The following is a 23,289-nucleotide window of genomic DNA, read 5'->3' as shown; positions in this document are numbered from 1 at the left end:
ACATGACCGAATCAACAGCAACCGCAGCCGCCATCAACGCCGCCCGCAAGATCGCCGTCGTCGGCTCCGGCTACATGGGTGGCGGGATCGCGCAGGTCCTGGCACTCGGTGGCGCCCGGGTGGCGCTCGCGGATGTGTCCGCGGAAGTGGCCCAGAAGAATTACGAGCGGCTCCTGGCCGAATCCGACGAATTCGTTGCCGCCGGGCTCTTCCCGGAAGGTGCCACCGCAATTCTGAAGGAAAACCTCTGGCCCGCCAAGGACATCGAGGAGGCCGTGGCGGACGCCGACTTCATCGAAGAAGCCGTCCCCGAGGTCATCGAGATCAAGCACCAGACCCTCGCCCGCATCAGCGCGGCCGCCCGCCCGGACGCCATCATCGGGTCCAACACGTCCACGATCTCCATCGCGGACCTGTCCGAGCCGGTCACCAACCCGGAACGCTTCCTGGGCGTGCACTTCTCCAACCCGTCCCCGTTCATCCCGGGCGTGGAGATCATCCCCCATGCCGGCACCTCGGCCGCCACGGTCGGCGCCGTCCGCGACCTCGTGCACGCGGCCAACAAGCAGACCGCCGTCGTCAAGGACGTCACCGGCTTCGTGCTCAACCGGCTCCAGTACGCGCTGTTCCACGAGGCCGCCCAGCTGGTGGAGCAGGAGATCGCGACCGCGGAGGACGTCGACACTCTGGTCCGTACCACCTTCGGCTTCCGGCTGCCGTTCTTCGGGCCCTTCGCCATTGCCGACATGGCCGGGCTGGACGTCTACAACTTCTGCTACAAGTCCCTCCAGACCGATTTCCCGGAACGGTTCGCGACGCCGAAGATCCTCACCGACCTGGTGGAGGCCGGAAAGCTGGGCACCAAGACCGGAGCCGGCTTCCTCAACGTCCCGGCGGAGCGCACGCCGGAACTGATCGCCTACCGGAACAAGGCGTACGTGGCCATGCAGAAGCTCATCGACGAGCTCGGCCCCGCCCCCATCAGCTGATTCCGTACCTTCCTTTTTCACTTCAGGAGCCTTCCCATGAGCATTTTCCCCACAGAACGCACCGCCATCATCACCGGCGCGGTGTCCGAGCGCGGCATCGGCCGCGCCACCGCCAGCTACCTGGCCGCACAGGGCTGGAACATCGGCATCATCGACCTCGATGACGCCCTCTGCAAGGCGGCAGCCAAGGAACTGGCAGCTGAGCACGGCGTCAAGGCCCTCGGCGCCGGCGCTAACGTTTCCGACGAAGGCTCGGTCCGCGCGGCAATCGACGCCATCGAGGCGGAACTGCCGCAGATCGTTGCGCTCGCCAACGTGGCCGGCGTCAGCTCTCCGGTGCCCTACCTGGAACTCGACGCCGCCGAATGGGACCGGGTGCTGAACATCAACCTCAACGGCGTCCACTACGCCACCCGCCGCGTCGCGGAATCCATGGTGAAGAACAGGATCGGGCGCATCGTGAACATCTCCTCGGTCTCCGCGCAGCGTGGCGGCGGCACCTTCTCCAAGACGCCGTACTCCGTGGCGAAAGCCGGCGTGATCGGCCTGACCCGGGCCACGGCCCGTGAACTGGGCGAATACGACATCACGGTCAACGCCATCTCACCCGGGCCCATCGACACCGACATCATGGGCGGCACCCTCAGCGAGGAACGCAAGGACGAACTCACCAAAGACCTCGTGGTCAACCGGGTCGGTTCCACCCGGGACATCGCAGCAGCCATCGCCTTCCTCATCAGCGAGGACGCCGGCTACATCTCCGGCCAGACGCTGAATGTGGATGGCGGACTCTACATGCACTAAGGAAGAAGCCTCGTGGCCCAACACAGCCAAACCCCCGCGTCCGGATTCGCAGCCTGGAGCAAGGGACGGAAGATCTACCTCGCCGTCGGGATCCTGGCCTGCGCGGCCGGCGTCCTGATGATGGTTTTTTCGCGCTAGTTTTCTCCGGCCGGATCCGGCCTGGCCTGCCTTGGCCGGCCTGATCCGGCCACTTTCATGCAACTGATTCACCCCCTGAGTTACACCACTGATTGCTCGACGAGGAGTTTTTATGTCCGTAACAACAACGTCCACCCGGGACCTCCTGGAGACGCCGGTCCTCAAATCGGCCATCTCCAAGGCCTCCCGCCGGCTCATGCCCATGCTGGTGATCCTGTATGTGGTGGCCTTCCTGGACCGCACCAACGTCGGCTTCTCCGAAGCTGCCCTGGGCGTGGACAAGGGCATTAGCGCCGGCGCCTTCGCCCTGGGCGCCGGGATCTTCTTCATCGGCTACGCCCTGTTCGAAATCCCCAGCAACCTGCTCCTGACCAAGTTCGGTGCCAAGGTATGGCTGGCCCGCATCGCCATCACGTGGGGCATCGTCTCGGCCTGCTTCGCGTTCGTGCAGGGTGAGACGTCCTTCATCATCCTGCGGTTCCTGCTGGGTGTCACCGAGGCCGGGCTGTTCCCCGGCGTCATCATGTTCCTGGCCGCGTGGTTTCCGAACAAGGTCCGCGTCAAGATGTTCGCCATCTTCTACCTGGCCCAGCCGTTCTCCCAAATGCTGGGCGCGCCGCTCTCCGGCTGGCTGATCAACATCGGCGATCAGGTCCCCGGCGTCCAGGGCTGGCAGGTCATGTTCTTCGTCGAAGGCATGCTGGCCGTCGTTGCCGGCATCGCCGCCTACTTCTTCCTGATCAACAGCCCGCAGGACGCCAAGTTCCTGGACAAGGACGAGAAGAACGCGCTCCTGGAGGTCATGGCGCTGGAGGACACCGTCAAGGAAGAGTCCGGGCCGCACGGCGTCCTGGCCGCCATGAAGAACGGCAAGGTCTGGTACTTCACCGTCATCTACTTCTGCCTGCAGATCGCCGTCTACGGCGTCACCTTCTACCTGCCGCAGCAGGTCGCCCAGCTGACCGGCCAGAAGGTGGGCATCGCCGTCGGCCTGATGGCAGCCATCCCGTGGTTCTTCGGCATCTTCGCCTGCTACTTCATCGGCAAGGCCGCGAACACCGTGATCCGCCGCCGGGTCTGGGGCACCGGGCTGTTCATCTCCACCGGACTCTGCATCTTCGGCTCCGCGTGGGCCGGCGCCAACCACATTCCGGCGCTCGGCATCATCTTCATCACCCTCGCCGTGTGCTCGTTCCTCTCCATCGGCCCCATCGCGTGGTCCTACCCGACGGCGTTCCTCACCGGAACCGCCGCGGCCGCGGGCATCGGCCTGATCAACTCGCTCGGAAACCTCGGCGGTTTCGTGGCGCCGATCCTGCGGACCTCGGTCAACCAGATCACCGCCTCGGACACCGGGACCATGGGCGTCTACGCCCTCGGCGTGCTCCCGTTCCTGGCAGCGGCCATGATGTTCGCGACCCGCCGCTTCAAGAACAAGGCCGACGAGCTGCTGGAGCAGTAAAGGCCCCCGGTCTCACTTCCAGCGCGACGTCCAGCACCCCTCCACTGGATCCAGCAGAAAGCATCAACACATGCAGCAGAGCCCCGGCAGCCAGACCTCCAACACCCGCATCCTGGTGGGGGTCAGCACCAAGATGTACCTCGGCTACCGGGACAGCCTGGACTGGCTCGAGCGGCTGCAGCACGAAGTGGACACCCGCCCGGCCCTCGCGGCCGGGCGGGTTGTCCCGTTTGTCATCCCGTCCTTCCCCGTCCTGCCCGCGGCGGCCCGGCTCCTGGCGGGTTCGCCGCTGCTCCTTGGTGCGCAGAACTGCGGCTGGGCGGATGGGCCGTGGACCGGGGAAGTGGCCCCGTCCATGCTCGCGGAACTCGGCGTCCGGCTCGTGGAGATCGGCCATGCCGAACGCCGGCGGCACTTCAACGAGGACGACGCCATGGTGGCCCGCAAGGTCCGGGCCGCGGACGACGCCGGGCTCGCCGCGCTGCTATGCGTGGGGGAGCGCGACGGCGGGCAGCCGGCGGCTGCCGCGGACTTTGTGTTCCGCCAGATCGAGTCGGCCGTCGACGGCGACTGGGACCTCGCCGGCCGCCTGGTGGTGGCGTACGAACCGGTCTGGGCCATCGGCGCGGCCGAGCCCGCCGCCGCCGCGTACGTGTCCGACGTCGTCAGCCGGCTCAGGGACCAGCTCACCGCCGCCGGCGTGCCAGGGTTGCCGGTCATTTACGGCGGATCGGCCAAACCGGGACTGCTGCCAGACCTCGAGGGCGTTTCCGGCCTGTTCCTGGGCCGGTTCGCACACGACCCGGTGAATTTCGGCACGGTGCTCGATGAGGCGCTCGTGCTGGCCGAAGGCCTCCTCGCGACGGACCCCGCCACCGTGGGACATGTCCAGCCCTGACCGCGGGCGACGGGCATGATGCCTAGATGTCCGTTGCCCGAAGCGAAGAATGAGCATGTCCCACGCTGTGGCTGGCGAAGAATGGGCATGTTCCGTGGAGTGGGCAGCGAAGAGTGGACATGTCCGGCTCTGACCGTGGGCGACGGGCATAATGCCTAAATGTCCCTTGGTCGAGGGCAAGAATGAGCATGTCCCTCGCTGTGGCCGCCGAAGAATGAGCATGTTCCGTGGAGTGGGCAGCGAAGAGTGGACATGTCCAGCCCTGACCGCGGGCGATGGGCATGATGCCTAAATGTCCCTTGGTCGTGGGCAAGAATGAGCATGTCCCACGCTGAGGCCACCGAAGAATGGGCATGTCCCTCGTCGGAGGGTGAGGGCCACGGAAGAATGGGCATGTCCCTCGTCGGAGGGTGCGGGCCACGGAAGAATGAGCATGTCCCTCGTCGGAGGGTGCGGCTAGGACAGCTACGCGCTGACTGACCTCTGGCACAGGCCGATGAAGCCGCCCAGTTGCTCCAGACCCTCGGGGTGGGCGGGGAGGTAGTTGGTCAGTTCGGGCGCGCGGACGATCACGGCACGCCATTGGCCGCGGGACACCGCCACATTGATCCGGTTCCGCGAGAGCAGGAATTCCATGCCCCGCGGAGCCTCGGCCACCGCAGAACATGCCATGGACACAATCACGACCGCGGCCTCCTGGCCCTGGAACTTATCCACGGTCCCAACCCGCACGCCGGCGAGATTCGCGGCGTCCAAGGCATCGCGGATGACATTGACCTGGGCGTTGTAGGCGGCCACCACCAGAATGTCGGACGCTTCCAATGGCCGGGCTCCGTCTGCGGTGTGCCAGGAAAGGCCCAGATGGCGGCGCACCTGCCCGACGACCTCGGCAGCCTCCTCGGCCGACGACGTCGTGTTCCCGCTGTGTGGCACCATCACCGTCTCAATTCCCGCGGGAACACCCTCCAGACGGCGCAGATCCGCGGACGGGGCGGAACGCAACCGGCCTTCGTAGGACAACTCCGAGACGGCCAGGCACAGCTCGGAGGTCATCCGCCACGAGTCGGCCAGGAAGTAGCCAAGCTCGGGCGGCAGCGTGGCGTGGCCTGCGGAAATCCAGCCCAGGGCCGACTCGTCGACCGGCTCGGGGTGCCTGCCCTGGCTGACCTGCGGCAGCTGCTGCGGGTCGCCGAGCAAGAGCAGCCGGCTGCTCGCCTGCGCCACGGCAAGGGTGTTGGCCAGCGAGAACTGGCCGGCCTCGTCAATCACCAGGAGGTCCAGGGAGCCGGCCGGGACGGTGGCGCCGGTCATGGTCCACGCCGTGCCACCGACGAGGGCGCCTCCAGGCGCACCCAGCAGCTCAGCAACGTCCTTGCCGGTGCGCCGGGCCCACGGCAGGGCGTCGTTGTGCTTCACGTCTTTGGCCACGCGCGCCGGGTCGACCCCAGCCTTCGTGACAGCGGTCTTCAGCAGGTTCTCCACCACCGCGTGCGACTGGCCGACGACGCCGACTTTCCAGCCGCGGGCCACGAGCCGGGCGATGACGTGGGACCCCACATGGGTCTTGCCCGTTCCGGGCGGACCCTGCACTGCCAGGTAGGAGTGGTCAAGGGCCAGCACGGCCGCCGTGATGGCTTCAATGAAGCGGTCCGGTCCGGCGCCAGGCTGCGGCAGTGAAGCTCCGGCGGCCAGCCTCGGTGGCTGACGCCGGACGAGGTCAAGCGCAGGATGGCGGGGGAGGGAGCCGGACCCCAGGCCGGCGACCACCATGTCAGCGAGGGCTGCCAGTGCTTGCTCGAGGCTCTTGGTGGCGAGGGGTTGGTCTTCCGTCAGCGCGATGGGGAGGTCATTGTAGGGCTGTATCTTCCGGTGCAGCCGGTCCCGGATGATGACCGTGTCCTTGCCGTCCTCATGGCCCAACTCCAGGACCTCCGTGCCGAACCATCCGCTCCGTCCGGTTCCGTTCTTGCCGGTACCTTCCAGCCCGGCGGGAAGAGGCAGTTCGTACATGCGGAACCACTTGCTGCCCTCGCGGAGGTCCGACCCTGGACTCACGGAGCCGGACAGCTTGACCCGCCGTTCCGGAAGTTTGGTCCCCGTCTGTTGCCAGTCGTCGAGGATTTCCGCGGATTCGACGAGGAAAACGTTCCGGTCCCGTTCGTGCGTGTCCGGACCGTGCTCACACCGATCGAAGTGCGCCCACCAGAACGACTTGCGCTCCCGGCGGTGATAGCTCACGGCCGCGGCCAGCATGGCCACGGCCTTACGGTCGTCCTCGGACAAGCCGCTGCCCGGTTCAGCAAATTCCATCAGTGCCAGCTCAGCCGGGGCAAGCGCCGCATCGGCCCGTGCCGAGCCGTCGTCGGGGCCGTCCTCCGCGCGGGACGCCGCGCCCGGCTCCGCGCCCGGCTCCGCGCCGCGCGGCTCCAGCCGGCCTTCCTTGGCCAGCCCGAGCAGCCAGTTCCGGAGCTCCAGCGTGGAGAGGCAGTCGTATTCGTTGTAGTCGGAGATCCCGGCGAGGATTGTGGCCGCTTCGTCGGGCCGCTCATTGTCCCTCGCGTCGCAGAACCGTGCGTAGGCAATCACGGAGGCGCCGGCGTCCTTCACTTCGCCAGTTCGAAGGTTCGCCCCCATGTAGAGCGGCTCGAGCTTCTTGATGCTGTAAGAGTTTTCGGAGATCCTGATGCTGTTCCGGACCGTTTGGTACAGGTCCACCAGCAGGCCTTCGCGGAGCCACTCGTCCACGATGTCCTCCCCGGCAACGTGCATCACCGAGAGTTTTCGAAGCGCCGTTTTTTCATACGGTGCGTAGTGGTAGACGTGCATGTCCGGATAATCCCGCCGGCGTTTCTCGACATAGTCAAGGAAATCCAGGAACGCCTGCTTCTCCGCCTCCCGGCTGTGGGCCCAGAACGGCCGGAAGATCCCCGGACTGCCGGGCTCGGTGGGCGCCTCGATCACGCCGAACAGGTACTCGAGCCCCCACACTCCCGTGGCGCGGTCCTGCCACAGCGGATCGCCCTCGAAGTCGAAGAAAATATCGCCCCGGCTCGGTGGGGGCAGCTCGGCCAAGGTGTTACCGGGCAGGACGCCGTAGCGGATGGTGTGCTCTTCCCCGTCCTTGCGGTAGCAGACTTCTCCGTCGGCAGGGCCAACGCCGCTCTGCATCCGCGCCTGTTCCTGCAGGCGCAGGAGCGCAGGGGTGGGCTTGTCGAGGGTCACTTGCGCCAGGTCAGCGACTGAACGAATCCCACGTTCGTGGAGTTTCTTGCGCTGCACGGAGTTCATCCGGGCCACGAGGAGGAGATCGTCGGTGGCTTTGACTTGCTCCTGGCAGTAATCGCAGCGGCCGCAGGCGGTGAGCCCGGGCGCGCCCCAGCCCACTGTTCCCGGCTGTGCGAGGTGCGCGGCAGTCAGCGCGAGGAAACGCTCGCGGCGCTCACGGAAAACCGGAAGGATGTCGGAGAGTTTGTGGTGGCTTCGCACGTAGTCGAATCCGCCGCCGGGCAGCTGCACCGTCGAGCCAAGGACGAGTGTCACCGCCGGGTCCACCGGGACCCCGGCCTTCAGCAGCTGGTCGCCGTAGGCGGCGAGCTGGAGCAGGGCCGTCACCTTTGCGTGGCGGGCGAGCTTAGTGTCAAACACGGCGTAGCTGCCGTCGGACTGCCGCACGAGGAAGTCGGAGCGGCCGTGGAACTGCCCGTCGAAGAAGGCGGCCTGGAAGACGACGTCGGCTCCCGCGCGCAGCGCCTCAATGGACTCGGCGTGCTTGGCCGCCAGCGTGGCCCGGTCCATGGCCTCGGCCGGGACGACGTCGTACACGCCGTGCCCGGTGGCCGGATCCCAGTGGCCGAACTCCGCAACGAAACCGCCGAGGACCTTGCGCTCGTGGAGGTCACCCAACACCGCTGCATGCTTGAGCATCTCGTCGTCTTCGAATGTGGCTCTGGGGGACCGGCCCAGCTTCTCGTCGAGTTTCCGCAGCAGCTGATACTCGCAACTCGCGGCCACCACGAGGTCGCTCGCGGAGTAGACCAGGTCCGGTGATGAGCCAGGTACCTCAGGTTCAAGAAAAAACACTGTGCCCCCGTTGTTGGTGCGCCGTTGTTGGTGCCCTCCGCTATCAAGCTATCAAAGCCCTCTGACAGTTAAACACGGGACAGGAACCAGGCAAGGGCCTCTGGTTCCTGTCGTAGGACCGGCGTAGGGTCTGAGGATTATGACGGAACAACAACCGTATGAGCTGGTCCAGCGCTACGCGCACTTCGAGCTGCGCCGCTATCCGGCGTACGCTGTGGCGGAAATAGAGGTCAATGCGACCTTCGACCGCGCCGGGAATGCCGCCTTCAGGCACCTGTTCAACTACATCAGCGGCAGCAACACAGCGCAACGGAAGCTGGCGATGACGGCCCCGGTGATCCAGGAACCTGGGTCGTCGCAAAAGCTGGCGATGACCGCTCCGGTACTGCAAAGCGGACCGCTCCCGGGAAGCGCAGAGCCCGCTGATTTCATCGTCGCCTTCGTGCTCCCCGCCGGGGTGACGGCGGAGACGGCGCCGGTCCCGGCCAACCCCGACGTCAGAGTCCGGACCCTGCCGGGTTCTTTGGCAGCCGCTCTTCGGTTCTCGGGCAGCGGGTCGGAGGCGGCCTTTCTACGGCGAAACGAAGGCCTCCAAGAGGCACTCAGGCTGGCCGGGCTGAAGGGTGTTGGGCCGCCACGATTCGCCCGTTTTGATCCGCCGTTCAAGCCGTGGTTCCTGCGCCGCAACGAGGTTGTTCAGGACGTGCAGGAGCCCCTTCCGTCTTCAGGCGAGCCCGGCCGCTGACCGGGGTAGGGCAAAATGGTTTGGTGACCCAACACCCGCAGCGACCCGTCAACCCCGCCTCGCCCGCCTCCGGCCCGTCCGCGAAGGTCGGCTCAGCACAGACCGGCATGCCGCATTCCCAGGAGTCCGGCATCGCCGCCCAGATCGCCGGCGAGCTCGGCGTCCTGCCGTGGCAGGTCAAGGCCGCCGTGGATCTGCTCGATGCCGGGTCCACCGTGCCCTTCATCGCCCGCTACCGGAAGGAAGCTACCGGCACCCTGGACGATACCCAGCTCCGCGAGCTGGAGGAGCGGCTGCGCTACCTGCGCGAGCTCGAGGACCGGCGCCGGAGTGTCCTCGAGGCGATTGCCGCCCAGGGTGCGCTGACACCCGAACTGCAGGCCGCCGTCGTCGGCGCGGACACGAAGTCGCGGCTGGAGGACATCTACCTCCCGTTCAAAACCAAGCGGCGCACCAAGGCGCAGATCGCCCGCGAAGCCGGACTGGAGCCGCTCGCCGACGCCCTGCTCAAGCGCCCCGAACTGGACCCGGAGCGCGAGGCGGCCAAGTACCTCAACGCCGAACACTCGATCGGGGACCCCGCCGCGGCGCTCGCCGGTGCCCGCTCCATCCTGGTGGAACGCGTTGCGCAGGACGCCGACCTGGCCGCCACGCTCCGGGAACGGCTGTGGACCCAGGGCCGGATGGTGTCCCGGGTGAAGAAAGGCAAGGAAGCCGAAGGCCAGAAGTTCAAGGACTACTTCGAGTTTTCCCAGCAGCCGGCCGGCATGCCCTCGCACCGTGTGCTGGCGCTGCTGCGCGGAGAAAAGGACGGCGCGCTGGAGCTGGATCTCGCCGAGGCGGATCCGAACGACGACGCCGCCCTGACCGCCGCGCGCGGCCGGTACGAAGCGGCCGTGGCCAGGTTCCTCGGGGTCGCCGACCGCGGCCGGGCCGCCGATGCCTGGCTGCTGCAGACCGCGCAGCTGGCCTGGCGCTCGCGCGTCCTGGCGCGGCTGACGGCAGACCTGCGCAGCCGGATGTTCGCCGCCGCCGAGGACGAGGCCGTGCGTGTGTTCGCCGCGAACCTGCGCGATGTGCTGCTCGCCGCGCCGGCCGGGAACCGTGCCACCCTGGGCCTGGACCCGGGACTGCGCACCGGCGTCAAGGTCGCCGTGGTGGATGGAACCGGCAAGGTGGTCGCAACGGACACCGTCTACCCGCACGCCCCGGCCCGGAAATGGGACGAGGCGCTGCGGACCCTCGTGGGCCTCGCCACGAAGCACGGGGTCGAACTCGTCGCGATCGGCAACGGCACGGCGTCGAGGGAGACGGACAAGCTCGCCGCTGAACTGCTCAAGCAGCTCTCCTCCGGGTCAGAAAACAAGCCGCAGAAAATTGTGGTGTCCGAGGCCGGGGCGTCGGTGTATTCGGCGTCGGCGCTCGCCGCGGCGGAGCTGCCCGGCATGGACGTGTCCCTGCGCGGCGCCGTCTCGATCGCCCGGCGGCTGCAGGACCCGCTCGCGGAGCTGGTGAAGATTGAGCCGAAGTCGATCGGCGTCGGGCAGTACCAGCACGACGTCACGGCCGCGAAGCTGGACCGCAGCCTGGACGCGGTGGTCGAGGACTGCGTGAACGCGGTGGGCGTGGACGTCAACACCGCCTCGCCCGCACTGTTGAGCCGGGTGGCAGGGGTCGGGCCGCTGCTGAGCGAGAACATTGTGGCGTACCGGAACGAGCACGGGCCCTTCAACAAGCGCAGCGAGCTGAAGAAGGTCCCGCGGCTGGGCGCCAAGGCGTTTGAGCAGTGCGCCGGCTTCCTGCGGATCACCGGGGGAGCGGAGCCGCTGGACGCTTCCAGCGTGCACCCGGAGGCCTACCCCGTGGCCCGGAAAATCAAGGCGGCCGCCGGTAAAGCGCCCGCTGCGGGAAGCTTTGCGGCGCTGAACCCGCAGGACTTCGTGGACGGCTCCTTCGGCCTGCCCACCGTGCAGGACATCATCGCCGAACTCGAGAAGCCCGGCCGCGACCCGCGTCCGGCCTTCGCGACGGCAGCGTTTTCTGAAGGCATCGAAAAGATCTCGGACCTCAGGCCCGGCATGGTACTGGAGGGAACGGTGACCAACGTGGCCGCGTTCGGCGCGTTCGTCGACGTCGGGGTGCACCAGGACGGGCTCGTGCACGTGTCGGCCCTGGCCAACCGCTTTGTCTCCGATCCCCGTGAGGTGGTGAAGTCCGGGCAGGTGGTCCGGGTCAAGGTGCTGGAGGCGGATCCGGAGCGGAAGCGCATCTCGCTCACCCTCAGGCTCGACGACGAACCGGCCTCCGGCGGCCGTGCGGCGGGCGGCCGCACTGCCGGAGACCGCCCGGCTGGCGGTCGTGCGGACTCGCGGCCGGAACGTCCGCGGCAGGCGACGTCGCAGCCGGCGTCGCAAGCGCCGTCGACCCAGCCGTCGACCCAGCCGTCGAATCAACCGTCCGGAAGGCAGCCGTCCGGGAAACCGGCAACCGACCGGCGGACGCCGGGCAGGCAACCGCAGAAGCCGGCCCCCACGCCGTCGCCGGTCAACACCGCGATGGCCGAGGCGCTCCGGAAGGCCGGCCTGGGCAAGTAGCGCCCCCTCGGGGGGGCGGCTGCGTCAGCCGCCCCCCACACCTACCGTTCGTCGCGGATTCCCTACCGCTTGGCGCATAACTAGTACGTTTGCTGACGATCTGCACCATGATTGCCGGAGGCAACGGCCCTCTACCGGAAGCTCGGTCAGAGGCCCTGGCAGAGGGCCGTTTCCGCAATGTGCTGGACACCGATGTCGTTGACGAGCAGGGGGAGTACTTATGGGTTGGCTGGACCGCGAACGAACCATCGCCCCGCCGGGATTTAACCGGTGGCTCGTCCCCCCGGCAGCCCTCGCGGTGCACCTGTGCATCGGCCAGGCCTACGCGACGAGCGTTTACAAGACCGCGCTGGTGAAGCACTTCGGCGCGAGCCTGACCGAGATCGGCGTGATCTTCTCCGTTGCGATCGTGATGCTGGGCCTCTCGGCCGCCATCATGGGCACCTGGGTGGACAGGAACGGGCCCCGCAAGGCGATGTTCACCTCCGCCGCGTTCTGGGCGAGCGGCTTCCTGATCGGCTCCCTGGGCATCTTCAGCCACCAGCTCTGGCTCGTCTACCTCGGCTACGGCGTCGTCGGCGGCATCGGACTGGGGATCGGTTACATCTCCCCGGTCTCCACCCTGATCAAATGGTTCCCGGACCGGCCCGGACTGGCCACGGGCATGGCGATCATGGGGTTCGGCGGCGGCGCCCTGATCGCCAGCCCGGTCTCCACGGCCCTGCTGAAAATGTATGATCCCAACTCCGGGGCCAAGGGCTGGGTGGCCAGTGGTGAGTCGGTGGGCAAGCTCTTCCTGACCCTCGCCGTCGTCTATCTGGCCTACATGATGTTCGGCGCGTTCACCATCAAGGTCCCGGCCGAGGGCTGGATACCGGCAGGTTTCGACCCCGCAAAGGTCAAGGCCGCCTCGCTGGTCACCACGGACAATGTCTCCGCCAGGAACGCGGTCAAGACGAGGCAGTTCTGGCTCGTCTGGATCGCCCTGTTCTGCAATGTCACGGCAGGGATCGGCATCCTTGAGCAGGCCGCTCCGATGATCCAGGACTTCTTCCGCCAGCCCGACGGCACGTCCCTGGCCAGCGCGGCAGTGGCCGCCGGCTTCGTGGGGCTGCTCTCGATCGGCAACATGTCCGGCCGCTTTGCCTGGTCCGCCACCTCCGATGTCACCGGCCGCAAGCGCATCTACATGGTCTACCTCGGCGTCGGCGCCGTGCTCTACACCGTGCTGGCGCTGGCCGGCTCTACGTCCACCGTCCTCTACGTGGCCCTCGCGTTCGTCATCATCTCCTTCTACGGCGGTGGGTTCGCGACGGCCCCCGCCTACCTGCGCGACCTCTTCGGCACGTTCCAGGTCGGAGCCATCCACGGCCGGCTCCTGACGGCCTGGTCCGCGGCGGGTATCGCCGGGCCGCTGATCGTCAACGCTTTCCTGGACGCGCAGGGCAAGCCCGGCGCGCTCAACGCCGCGTCCTACCAGCCCGCCTTGCTGACCATGGTGGGGCTGCTGGTGATCGGTTTCGTGGCGAACCTCTTGGTCACGCCGGTGGACGCACGATTCCACGAACCACGTCCTGGCCGCGTCCGGTCCGAAGAACCTGCCTTGGAGGGCTGAAATGAGCAGTGCACAGAGTTCCGTTACACCGTCCACCGGGAGGTTGGTCATCGCCTGGGCGCTTGTCGGCGTGCCGCTCGCGTATGGCGTCTACGAGACCCTCACCCGCGTGGCGGCCCTATTTGGCTGACACCGTGGTGACAGAAGTCCTCGGTTATAGTCCGCGCGCGGCTCGGGTGCCGTTCACACGGCCGGAGGCGTTCACCACCCGCCCCACGCTGCAGGGCACCTTCGGGATGAGCGCGTCCACACATTGGCTGTCGACGGCGGCGGCCCAGTCCGTGTTGGAGCGCGGCGGGAACGCCTTCGACGCCGCGGTGGCGGGAGCGTTCGTGCTCCATGTGGTGGAACCGCACCTCAACGGGCCCGGCGGAGACATGACCGGGATCTTCGTCACCGCGGACCGGCCGGAGCAGCCCATAGTCCTGATGGGGCAGGGCCCGGCGCCGGCCGGGGCCACCGTGCAGCACTACGTGGCTGAAGGCCTGGACCTCGTTCCGGGATCGGGTGCCCTGGCCGCCGCGGTGCCCGCCGCCGTCGACGCCTGGCTCCTGCTGCTGCGTGACCACGGGACGTGGGAGCTGGACGCGGTCCTGGACTTCGCGATCGGCTACGCCCGGGACGGCCACCCGATGCTCGGCCGGGTCGGAACCACCATCGCGGCCGTGTCCGCGCTGTTCGAGGCGCACTGGCCTACGTCGGCTGAGCTGTGGATGCCGGGCGGCCGAATCCCGGTTGAGGGCGAGCTGGTGTGGAACCCGGCCTATGCCCGCACCCTGGAACGGCTCGTGCAGGCCGGAATCAGGGCATCCACCCGCGAGGCGGGAATTGATGCGGCCCGCCGCGAGTGGCGTGAGGGGTTCGTGGCCCGCGCCATGGTGGAGTCGGTGCAGTCCCCGCACCGGCATTCCTCGGGCACGGATCACAGCGGAGTGCTCGCCTTGGACGATCTCGCGGGATTCGAAGCCGGGTATGAGGCGGCCGCCACTGTGGAATTCCGGGGCCACACGATCGCCAAGACCGGGCCGTGGGGCCAGGGGCCGGCGCTGCTGCAGACCCTGGCCATCCTGTCCGGTTTCGAGGACCGGTTCCTTGATCCGTCCACCGAGCTGGGGGCGCACACCGTCCTGGAGGCGCAGAAGCTCGCGCTCGCGGACCGGGAGGCGTACTACGGCGACACGGACGTGCCGCTCGATTACCTGCTCTCGGAGGACTACTGCGCCGGCCGCCGGGCCTTGATCACGGAGCGGGCGTCCCACGACTTCCGGCCTGGCACCGTGCCCGGTCGGGAGCCGTACAGGCCACCACTGCGCACCAGTTACACGCCGCGGGCGCTCGCGGGCCATGCCGCCGCGGCCGGACTCGGCGTCGGCGAGCCCACCGTGACATCCGCGGGGGAGACCCGCGGCGATACCTGCCATATCGACGTCGTGGACCGCTGGGGCAACATGGTCTCCGCCACTCCGTCCGGCGGCTGGCTGCAGTCCTCCCCGGCGATCCCGGAGTTGGGCTTCTGCCTGGGCACCCGGCTGCAGATGACCTGGCTGGAGCCCGGGACGCCGTCCACGCTGACGCCCGGCAAACGCCCACGCACCACCTTGACGCCCACGCTCGTGCTGCGGGACGGCCACGCCGTGACCGCGCTGGGGTCGCCCGGCGGCGACCAGCAGGACCAGTGGCAGCTGCCGTACCTGCTGCGGACCATCGTGGGCGGGTATTCGCCGCAGCAGGCCATCGACGCACCGACGTTCCATACGACGTCGATGCCCGGGTCCTTCTGGCCGCGCACCTGGGAGCCCGGCGGCGCCGTCGTCGAGGACCGGCTCGGTGAGGACGTCATCGCGGGGCTGGAACGCCGCGGGCATGTGGTCAGCCGGGCCGGTGACTGGGCGCTGGGGCGGCTGTCCGCCGTCGTGCGGGATCCTGAGACCGGGGTCCTGCAGGCTGCCGCGAATCCGCGCGGTGCGCAGGGGTACGCCGCGGGCCGGTAGCGGTTGGCGGTGCGTAGCGGTGGAGCTGGGGATACTCGATTCCTAGCCGGAAGCCCTGAGCCGGTCCATGAACCGGAGCGACCCGGCAACTATCTGCTGCTGCGCCTCGTTGCGGCTGATGCCCGGCTCGCCGTCCCCGGGCTGCCCACCGTAGTCACCGAAGAACGCGTGCACGCCGCCCACAACAGTTGCGTAGGTGGTGGTTGGCGGGAGCAGGGACCTCGACGCCGCGATCTTGTCCGGCGTGCTCAGGCCATCGTTTGAGCCGGAGATGGAGAGCACCGGGAGGCCCTGCGCGTCCGCCATGTTCTCTGCGGGGTACGAAGCAAAGAGCAGCAGCCCGGAGACGTCGTGATTCGACGCCGCGAACGATGATGCGCTCACGCCGCCCAACGAATGACCACCGACGGCCCAGGAAGCGATTTCGGGATGCCGGTCCATGGCTGCGCGGGCCTGGTTGGTGTCCAGCAGGGAGACGCCAAGGGGTGGCTTCAGGATGACGACTAGATGACCCGCGGCCGCGAGCGGCTGCAGCAGGTCCTCATAGGCGTGCGCGTCGACCCTGGCGCCGGGGTAGAAGACGAGACCCGTGGTGGCTTTGCCCGCCGGGGCAAGGGTGATCGAAGTGGCGTCTTCTGCAGCCCTTGACCCGGCTGGCGCGGTCGCGGTGGGTCCATTGGCCGGGACCGTCTTCTCCCGGTCGGGTTGGTGGGGGAACGGGCTGAGCCACACCAGCGCCGCCACGAAACCGAGGACCGTGAGCCTGCCTGCGATCCCGCGGACCAACTGCCAGGCGGAAATGTCACCGCTACGCTGCTGTTTGCCGCCGAAGAACCAGCGTCTGACCAGAATCAGCGCCCACAGAATCCCCAACGCGACGGCGGCCACCAGGAGAGCGGGCAGGGCGGGGTGGCCGCCGAGGACGGCCGGGTTGCTGAGCAGCATCCAGAGCGGGACCACTATCAGGGCGGCCGCCGCGAGAGCGCCGCTCCCGTTCAGGATCGAGGACTTCCAGGAAGTGGAGTTGGGCCCTTTGGGGACGGGGGTTTCGGTGGGGTTCGCAGGACGAAAAGGCTGGCCTTCCTTCACGGCTTGATGATATCCCCCGGCAGCGGACCCCAATGGGGTCCGGGCGCGACAAAACCCCGTCACCGGCTCGGTCAGCGGCCGCTGCGCCCCACCCACAGCCCATGCAGCAGCGGAAGCACAGACGCGATCATCAGGACATTGCCGAGCACCATGTCATCCGCGCGGACCACGGAGCCGGAAACCAGCAGGGCGCCGAAGATCAGCGCCGATGCCGATCGCTGCGCCGTGCGGTCAAGCCGTCCCAGCTGCCGCTCAAGGCGCGGATTTGCTACCGACAGTGAACCGTCCTCGAGCCGGGTTAGCAGCCCATCCAGACGTTTCGGCAGACCCAGCGCCATCCCGGCGGCATCGAGCGCCTGCTGGGCAACGTCCTGCACGATGTTGCCGCGCTCGTCGCGCAGCAGCTGCGCCGCATACGGTTCGACCGAGTCCCACAGATTGAACCGGGCGTCCAGCGAGCTGCACACACCCGACGTCAGTGACATGGCCCGGATGATCAGCAGGAAGTTTTCCGGGAACTGGAAAGGCAAGGACCGGACAGTGTCACCGAACTCCACCGCGAACTCCCGGAACTCCCGGGGGTCGACCTCGCGAAGCTCGGCGAAGCCCATCCCGCCAAAGCGGGCGAAGAGGTGCGTCATTGCCCGCTCAAGCTCCACAGTGTCCGCCGAAGGCACCAGCACACCGACGTTCCGGATGGCGGCCACCAGACCCTTGCCGTCACGCGAAGCGGCCGCGATGAGCAGCTTCCGCAGACCGCTGCGTGTGCTCGGCGGGATCTCGCCCATCATGCCGAAGTCGATGAAGGTCAGCTTCCAGGGGTGCGCTGCGGATGGATCCGTAGCCGGCGTGACAAAAATGTTGCCCGGGTGCGGATCGGCGTGGAAAAACCCGGAGGTGAACATCTGGTCGAACATGACGGAGGCAAAAACCGGGGCGACCTGCGCCGGGTCGATACCGGCAGCCAGCAGCGCCACCGAGTCCGTGATTTTGATCGCTGTCACGTCTTCCAGGGTGAGCACGCGGCGTGTGCTTCGCTCCCAGACGACGCCGGGCACCTCCACCCGGGCGTCATCGGCAAAATCGACCCCGAACCGCTCCGCGTTCGCCCCCTCATTCAGGTAGTCGATTTCCTCAAGGCTGGTCTGCGCAAACTCCTCGACCAGGGCGGGCATGTCAGCACGATCTGACACCAGGCGTACGTGGCTGAGCCAGCCGCCCACTTTGCGCAGCGCCGCCAGGTCGACGTCGACAATGTCGTTGATGCCCGGCCGCTGTACTTTCAGAACCACACGGTCGAGACCGGTGTCGGCGGCGTCGTCCGGGCGAAGCCTGGCCCGGTGCGCCTGCCCGAGGGACGCTGCCGCGATCGGTGTCTCCTCGATCGAGGCGTACAACCGCTCCAGCGGCGCGCCCAGTTCAGCTTCGGCGAGGGCTCGGATCGCGGAGAACGAAACCGGAGGCACCTCGTCCTGTAGCCCCTCGAGTTCCTTGGTGATCTCGGGCGGCAGCACGTCGAGCCGGGAGGACAGGAACTGTCCGACTTTGATCATGAGGCCGCCGAGGTCCACCGCCAGCGCATGGAAGCGCTGCGCGAAGCGCCGCATCCTCTTCGCCCTGGTGCGCTCGGCAATCCTCACCAGCCCGATGCGGGGGAGGAGCAGCTCAAACCACCAGGTCACCCCGAGATGCCACGCGGCGAAACGTAGGATGCGGCGGTAACGGGCCCGGTGGTTCCCGGCGCCGGGGACCGTGGCTGCCCGGTCCCGGCGAACCGACGTCACCCCCGTCAGCCCTGGGCGAGGATCGCGTACAACCGGCGGCGCGCGTCATCGAGCACCGCCACGGCTTCCTGCACCTGCTCCGGCGTCCCGGTGCGTCCCACCTGGGAGGCGGCTTGTGCGAGCTCGACGCCCGCCTTGGGCAGCGCCGCGAACCCCGAGCCCGATGCTGGACCCGACTCCCAGGGCGCTGACATGCCGGCACCCGCTACCTCCTCGCGGCCCGCCTCCGTCAGGGAATAGATCTTGCGGCCGTTGGACTCCTCAGCACGGATAATGCCCTCGTCGGCCAGCAGTTGGAGGGTTGGATAGACGGAGCCAGCGCTGGGCTTCCAGGTCCCGCCGCTGCGCTCCTCAATTTCACGAATGATCTGATAGCCGTGCATCGGCCGCTCGGCGAGCAGTGCCAGCACAGCCGAGCGCACCTCGCCGCGCCCCGCCCGGGATCCCGAGCGCTTCTCGAACCTCGAACGCAACTCCTCTACGGCCTGCCACATGCCGTCGACATTGTTGCCGCGAAATCCGCCTGCCGGGTAAGAACTGCGCATCATGCTCTCCTCTGGACAACCGTGAACGATATACAACGATAGCCAACGATACGCGCGCAGATGTGCGAAACCAATAGCGATAGCGATCCACATCTTGCATCGTGAGCCGACAGCAAGAAGACCAGTCGAATGCAAAAAATTCCAGGTCAAGGAACCACGGCCCATTAGCCAATGTGTCGTCAGGTGTGTTGCCTCAGCCTGCTTCCGATCACCCGTTCCGGACCGAACGACGAATGCCTTCGGGTTTCTGAAGAAATTAGCCAATGCCGACCGCACCAACACCGCCCATGAACCCTCGTTGGTGGCGTCAGCGTTCCTTTTTTGCGGTTTCCCGGGTCTGCTTAGCGGGCTTACGGGTCCGCTTACTCGAATGCTGCCAGGCCAGTCCTGCCTGAGTGCCCGAAATAAACCCACCGAACCATGCGATTCCGGCTGGTCCCAACACCAAAACAGAGAACGAGGGATAGCACCAAAACCAACATGGCAAGCCATCGCCAGGGCGGCGAGAAGCGAAGCAACCACACACCCACGGCCAGACCTGCGAGTAATGCAACGACCTCCTGTGACACGTGGTCCTGAGGTCCTGCCAGGATCACCGCGACCGTGGCGCTCAATAACACACCGCTAATGATCAGAGCGTTCCTCACCGGATGCTCAGCTCTTCTTGCCACAACAGCCAACCCTTTCTAGGCCTGTTTTGCCCACCATCCGAGTCCGCGTTGGTGCTGGTCGCCACCGAAGCCGACGGTGCCACCTCGAAAGGCGGCACCCCACACGCGCTATGGTGCTCGGAGGCTGCATGTTGCGGATCCGGTGCGGGACGAGGTGCGTCGCGGGCTGACGAGCGAAGGCTTCTACTGCACGACGCGGGAGGACCAGATTGGAGGAGCTAGTCGAATTTCAGATCCAGCATCGGTAAGCACGTAATTCCCGAGCAGTTTCTAACTGCCATTAGCAAAATCGGTGAGCTTTTGAAGAAGTTCTTCGTATTCAGCGTTGAGAACATCATCGACTGATCCGTTGTTGTAAACGTATCGGTCGCTGAGGCTGCCGCTGCCCTGCCCAAAGCTCCCAAAGACCCACTCTCGCGCCTCGTCCACAGCCTTAGTTGACGAATCAGCTCGAAGTTTTACCGCGAGATCTTCGTAATTCTGAGCTAGTTTGGCGAGCTCCATAATTCTCAGCAGACTCGCAAACCTGAGCATATCGAGTGTCAGAGTATCTATATCAGTGCCCATGTTTAATCCAATTTCCATTCTTTGAGAATTTCTCCCGCGGTCCTTGCGTCTGGAATATAGACTTGGGGAGTTCCGCCTGGATAAATCGTGCCATCCAATCCGGTCTGCGGTGCGGTCATCCCTTCGTGCACAGCAGTTCCGGCTGGGAACCTAGCCATGAAAGCGCTATCGATGGGGCTCTTGCCGCCGCCAGGCCACTCAGGCAACACCGCTTTGTCATTTCTAACTTGCTCGACACTGATCGGTGCGTCCTCGGACCACCAGCGACCCCACGGATTTCCGGCTTCTCCGCCCCTGTACAAAATTGTATCTTCGCTAAGGTATCTAGATTTGTAGGCTCCGTCTGTAAAGTTCGCGGCTGGATTACCACGCATTCCTTCCAGCGTCGGGGGCAGGTCTCCGAGTTTGGTGGTCGCCGAGGGTGGGACATCGACTTTACCCGCGCGACCACCGATGGGTAGGGCTCCGGTCCCAGTGCTAATTGCGGTAGCCCGTATGAACCCCGTCGGAGTGTGGGGCCCTGGCCCGGTGAGGTAGCCGCCTGCCCCGCTGATCGCCCCGTCAACGCCATTTTCCACGGCCATGCGCACCACGGGGTTGTTGACGAGCTTGCCCGCCATCATTCCCACACCGCCGCCTACCATTCCAAGGCCACCGGAGATCGCGGCCTGGCCCCAGTTGACTTCCCCGGTGGTTGCTTTCTGGATCACGACGTCGGCGCCGAAGCTCATCAGCCCCAAGCCTGCGACCTGGCCGCCGGGGACGAACATCAACGCCGCGCCGCCCACAACGGCCAGGCCGCCGACGACGTATTCCCAGTTGTCTTTGACCCAGTTCCCGGCCGCGGCGAACGCTCCCCGGCTGGAGCCGTCGTAGGCCTTCAGCTCGTCATCCGTCAGCGGACGCAGCCCGGTGGGGTCTGTGGTGTTCAGAGGGTTGTTGCCGGCGTAGGCGTAGGAGTTTCCGTCCCAGCCCGCGCCGAGGACGGGGGAAAGGGAGTCGGTGGAGAGGAAGCCACGGGTGGCCGGGTCATACGCCCTGGCACCGAGCCATTCCAGGCCCGCGATGTCCAGGCCGCCGTTGCCGGTCAGGGTGATCCCGGCGGGCAGCTCACCGGCAAGCTCCGGCACAGCTCCCCAGCCGGCGGCCCCAGCACCGGGCGTGCCGCCCGGACCCGGGTCCGGGATTGACGGCGCGCCGATGACTGCCCAGGGATCGGTCTGGTCGGTGGGGCGGGCTGCGCGCCAGCCCGGCGCCGTCCAGGCCTCGCCGATCCCGGTGACACCACCAGGCAGCGAAAGGACCTGTTCACCGTCAAAGCCGGCCAGGGTGGGGACCGGGCTGGAGGTGTCCCACCACAGTTCTGACCCATCGATGGCAGCGAGTTCGCCGAGTGCGTCCACCCACAGCTCATGCCGGGAGGTTTCCGTGCCGTCGGGGGTGCGGTCGGCCGCGCTCTTCAGGTGGCCGGTCTGGCCCCATGCGTACTCGGTCCAGGACCCGTCCGGGAGTATCAGCCGGGTTCGGCGCCCCAGCCCGTCGTGGACATACTCCGTCCGGGACCCGTCCGCGTCCGTGACGGCAAGGAGTTGCCCCGCGGCGTCGTACTCGTAGGTCCGGGAGCCGGCCGGGGTGGATTCGCGGATCGGGCGCCCGCCGGCGTCGTAAACCCACTCCGAGACGGAAGCCGGCGCGGAATCCTCCGGGTCCCCGCTCCTGGTGGTGGCGGCCGAGACCATCTGCCCGGCCCCGTCGTAGCCGTAGCGGGTCACGGCACCGGCGCGGGTCAGGGCCGTGATCCGGCCGTCCCCGTCCCGGCCGGTCAGTGTGGCATCGGCCGAGAGAAGATCGTTGCGGTCGGTGCGGCTGTGCTCGGACAGGCTGCCGTAGCGGTAGGCCCATTCCTGGACGAGGTCCCCGGCGGTGGCGGAGGTGATACGCCCCGAGGCGTCGTGGGTGAACATGGCCTCCCCGAGCCGGGGGTTCCTGACGGCGGTCACCCGGCCCGCAGCATCCCGGATGTAGGTGGTGGTGGTGCCGTGCGCGTCGGTGAATCCGGTGCGGTTCCCGTCGGCGTCGTACTCCCACGACATTCCCCGGCCGCCGCGGGTGCGGGAGGTCAGCTGACCGCGCCGGTCATATTCGAGTCTGTGCTCCACCGCCAGCCCGTCGGCGCCCGTGTAATCGGTAATAATCACGCGGCGGCGGATCAGGTCGCGTTCGACGGCGGCCAGGAGTTTCCCGTCGACCGAGGTGGAGGATTCCCGGCCGGCCGAATCGTACGTCCAGGTGGTGGTGTGGGCCGCTGCCGTTCGACCTCCACGGTCACCCGGCCGTCCGGCCGCTGCCGTTCGACCTCCACGGTCACCCACCCGGCCGTCCGGGCCGCTGCCGTTCGACCCACACGGTCACCCGGGCGTCAGGGCTTCTGTCACGTGGCGGCCACGGGGTCACTCCAGGCGGAGGGCCGTGATGGCCTTGCGGATGTGGGGCGGGAAGACGCGGGAGGCCCGGCCGATGTCCAGGACCTGGCCCTCGCCGCCGAGGACGACCGGGATGATGTCGGCGTCGCAGGCCATTTTGCGGATGGTGCCGGCGGTGATGGGGCCGGTGAACAGCAGCGTCCCGGTGCCGTGTCTGGCTCCCGTGCCGTGCTGTGCGGTGTTGGCAGGGGCGCCTGTTTCGGCGGGAGTCGGCCCGAGCCGGGTGAGCAGGTCGCGGTAATCGATGGTGGCCATGATCTGCGGCCGGAGCCCGCCGGCCGCGGGCAGCCCTCCGGTGGCGAGGGCTGCTTTGCACGCGCCGACCAGGCCGTCGAGCAGCTTCTGCGGCCGTGAGCGGAGGTCCAGGGACGGCAGCGCGGCGTCCTCTTCGGCCGTGGTGAGCCCCTCGGTGGTTCCGGGCTGGTCCGCCGGGCCGGTGTCGGCCCGGACGGCCTCGGGAGCGCCAACGCCGGCAGCACTCGTGCCGCCAGCGGATTCAAAGACGTCAGGGCTGCGCCCGACGGCTTCCCACACCGCCGTCGCCCCACCCACACCCGCCCCGCCCTCACCCGGTCCGGCCTGCGCCGTGTTGCCGGTGGCGGTGCCCTCGCCGGCGTCTAGCCCGGTGCGGGGGTTGGTGGCGGTGTTCATCACGGTGATCAGGTGTTCGAACTGGTCCGCGGTCGCGAAGATTTCCAGGTGCTGCAGGCCGTGCCGGGGTTTGCGGAGGAAGGCGCCCTGGAGCTGGCGGAGCAGTTCCTCGGAGGGTTCGGCGCCGTCCTGGTCCAGCGCCTCGGCCCAGCTGCGGCTGACCCGGGCCAGGAAGTCGGCGTC

17 protein-coding genes are annotated in these 23,289 nt (G+C 67.4%); 10 read left to right on the top strand and 7 right to left on the bottom strand.

The genetic code is table 11. The annotated features are described in order from the left end of the window. Positions 1–2 precede the first annotated feature (2 nt). The 5 genes from AC1DZV_RS17115 to AC1DZV_RS17095 all read left to right on the top strand — a co-directional run bounded on the left by AC1DZV_RS17115 (position 3) and on the right by AC1DZV_RS17095 (position 4,291). Positions 3–989 (top strand): 3-hydroxyacyl-CoA dehydrogenase family protein, encoded by a 987-nt coding sequence (locus AC1DZV_RS17115; protein WP_243181553.1) that lies wholly within the window; start codon positions 3–5, stop codon positions 987–989. 36 nt (positions 990–1,025) lie between these two features. Further along, positions 1,026–1,793, top strand: coding sequence for an SDR family NAD(P)-dependent oxidoreductase (locus AC1DZV_RS17110; protein WP_476954199.1), 768 nt, complete (start codon positions 1,026–1,028; stop codon positions 1,791–1,793). A gap of 12 nt (positions 1,794–1,805) precedes the next feature. Further along, on the top strand, positions 1,806–1,931 hold the full coding sequence (locus AC1DZV_RS17105) for a hypothetical protein (RefSeq protein ID WP_476851398.1): 126 nt from the start codon (positions 1,806–1,808) through the stop codon (positions 1,929–1,931). A 112-nt stretch (positions 1,932–2,043) separates the two neighbouring features. Further along, entirely contained in the window at positions 2,044–3,393 is a 1,350-nt protein-coding gene (locus AC1DZV_RS17100) for an MFS transporter (RefSeq protein ID WP_476951832.1), read from the top strand. 70 nt (positions 3,394–3,463) lie between these two features. Further along, a complete protein-coding gene (locus AC1DZV_RS17095) occupies positions 3,464–4,291 on the top strand; it encodes a triose-phosphate isomerase family protein (protein WP_476954198.1) in 828 nt (275 codons plus the stop codon). A gap of 465 nt (positions 4,292–4,756) precedes the next feature. Here the strand turns inward: AC1DZV_RS17095 and AC1DZV_RS17090 are convergent, their stop codons facing one another. After that, positions 4,757–8,371, bottom strand: a complete 3,615-nt coding sequence (locus AC1DZV_RS17090) for a TM0106 family RecB-like putative nuclease (protein ID WP_476954197.1) — start codon at positions 8,369–8,371, stop codon at positions 4,757–4,759. 139 nt (positions 8,372–8,510) lie between these two features. Here AC1DZV_RS17090 and AC1DZV_RS17085 point away from each other — a divergent pair, with 139 nt between their 5' ends. The 5 genes from AC1DZV_RS17085 to AC1DZV_RS17065 all read left to right on the top strand — a co-directional run bounded on the left by AC1DZV_RS17085 (position 8,511) and on the right by AC1DZV_RS17065 (position 15,316). Next, positions 8,511–9,116: an SOUL family heme-binding protein gene (locus AC1DZV_RS17085; protein ID WP_476943270.1), complete on the top strand. Its 606-nt coding sequence runs from the start codon at positions 8,511–8,513 to the stop codon at positions 9,114–9,116. A gap of 107 nt (positions 9,117–9,223) precedes the next feature. Beyond that, complete coding sequence (locus AC1DZV_RS17080) at positions 9,224–11,710, top strand: Tex family protein (protein ID WP_476954224.1); 2,487 nt, start codon at positions 9,224–9,226, stop codon at positions 11,708–11,710. Between the two features lie 220 nt (positions 11,711–11,930). Then, a complete protein-coding gene (locus AC1DZV_RS17075; protein WP_476954196.1) occupies positions 11,931–13,325 on the top strand; it encodes an OFA family MFS transporter in 1,395 nt (464 codons plus the stop codon). A 1-nt stretch (position 13,326) separates the two neighbouring features. Then, positions 13,327–13,455 carry an MFS transporter small subunit gene (locus AC1DZV_RS17070; protein ID WP_275450873.1) on the top strand — a complete coding sequence of 43 codons (129 nt, stop codon included), beginning with the start codon at positions 13,327–13,329 and terminating at the stop codon, positions 13,453–13,455. Positions 13,456–13,561: 106 nt separating this feature from the next. Continuing rightward, positions 13,562–15,316: a gamma-glutamyltransferase family protein gene (locus tag AC1DZV_RS17065; RefSeq protein ID WP_476954223.1), complete on the top strand. Its 1,755-nt coding sequence runs from the start codon at positions 13,562–13,564 to the stop codon at positions 15,314–15,316. A gap of 42 nt (positions 15,317–15,358) precedes the next feature. On the opposite strand, the gene AC1DZV_RS17060 is transcribed toward AC1DZV_RS17065, so the two are convergent. The 6 genes from AC1DZV_RS17060 to AC1DZV_RS17035 all read right to left on the bottom strand — a co-directional run. Then, positions 15,359–16,405, bottom strand: a complete 1,047-nt coding sequence (locus AC1DZV_RS17060) for an alpha/beta hydrolase (RefSeq protein WP_476954195.1) — start codon at positions 16,403–16,405, stop codon at positions 15,359–15,361. Positions 16,406–16,476: 71 nt separating this feature from the next. Continuing rightward, complete coding sequence (locus tag AC1DZV_RS17055; RefSeq protein WP_476954194.1) at positions 16,477–18,189, bottom strand: ABC1 kinase family protein; 1,713 nt, start codon at positions 18,187–18,189, stop codon at positions 16,477–16,479. A 5-nt stretch (positions 18,190–18,194) separates the two neighbouring features. After that, positions 18,195–18,734, bottom strand: coding sequence for a PadR family transcriptional regulator (locus AC1DZV_RS17050; RefSeq protein WP_476954222.1), 540 nt, complete (start codon positions 18,732–18,734; stop codon positions 18,195–18,197). Between the two features lie 941 nt (positions 18,735–19,675). Next, positions 19,676–19,990: a hypothetical protein gene (locus AC1DZV_RS17045; RefSeq protein ID WP_476954193.1), complete on the bottom strand. Its 315-nt coding sequence runs from the start codon at positions 19,988–19,990 to the stop codon at positions 19,676–19,678. Continuing rightward, the gene (locus tag AC1DZV_RS17040; protein ID WP_476954192.1) at positions 19,975–22,344 is read right to left on the bottom strand and encodes an RHS repeat-associated core domain-containing protein; all 2,370 of its coding nucleotides are present in this window, start codon (positions 22,342–22,344) and stop codon (positions 19,975–19,977) included. The genes AC1DZV_RS17045 and AC1DZV_RS17040 overlap by 16 nt, the downstream gene beginning before the upstream one ends. 78 nt (positions 22,345–22,422) lie before the next feature. After that, positions 22,423–23,289, bottom strand: an 867-nt coding sequence (locus tag AC1DZV_RS17035) for a DUF222 domain-containing protein (protein ID WP_476954191.1), incomplete at its 5' end; no start/stop codon positions are given.

It is taken from the genome of Arthrobacter sp. P1_D12 (assembly GCF_056406175.1).
Note: the sequence above shows the minus strand (reverse complement) of the source record. Positions and strands in the feature narration are given on the sequence as shown.

Excerpts from the sequence above, each read along its gene's own strand:
- AC1DZV_RS17115 (WP_243181553.1), top strand. The coding sequence starts at position 3 with ATGACCGAATCAACAGCAACCGCAGCCGCCATCAACGCCGCCCGCAAG.
- AC1DZV_RS17080 (WP_476954224.1), top strand. The coding sequence starts at position 9,224 with ATGCCGCATTCCCAGGAGTCCGGCATCGCCGCCCAGATCGCCGGCGAG.
- AC1DZV_RS17100 (WP_476951832.1), top strand. The coding sequence starts at position 2,044 with ATGTCCGTAACAACAACGTCCACCCGGGACCTCCTGGAGACGCCGGTC.
- AC1DZV_RS17075 (WP_476954196.1), top strand. The coding sequence starts at position 11,931 with ATGGGTTGGCTGGACCGCGAACGAACCATCGCCCCGCCGGGATTTAAC.
- AC1DZV_RS17110 (WP_476954199.1), top strand. The coding sequence starts at position 1,026 with ATGAGCATTTTCCCCACAGAACGCACCGCCATCATCACCGGCGCGGTG.
- AC1DZV_RS17065 (WP_476954223.1), top strand. The coding sequence starts at position 13,562 with ATGAGCGCGTCCACACATTGGCTGTCGACGGCGGCGGCCCAGTCCGTG.
- AC1DZV_RS17095 (WP_476954198.1), top strand. The coding sequence starts at position 3,464 with ATGCAGCAGAGCCCCGGCAGCCAGACCTCCAACACCCGCATCCTGGTG.
- AC1DZV_RS17050 (WP_476954222.1), bottom strand. The coding sequence starts at position 18,734 with ATGCGCAGTTCTTACCCGGCAGGCGGATTTCGCGGCAACAATGTCGAC.
- AC1DZV_RS17085 (WP_476943270.1), top strand. The coding sequence starts at position 8,511 with ATGACGGAACAACAACCGTATGAGCTGGTCCAGCGCTACGCGCACTTC.
- AC1DZV_RS17070 (WP_275450873.1), top strand. The coding sequence starts at position 13,327 with ATGAGCAGTGCACAGAGTTCCGTTACACCGTCCACCGGGAGGTTGGTC.
- AC1DZV_RS17045 (WP_476954193.1), bottom strand. The coding sequence starts at position 19,990 with ATGGAAATTGGATTAAACATGGGCACTGATATAGATACTCTGACACTC.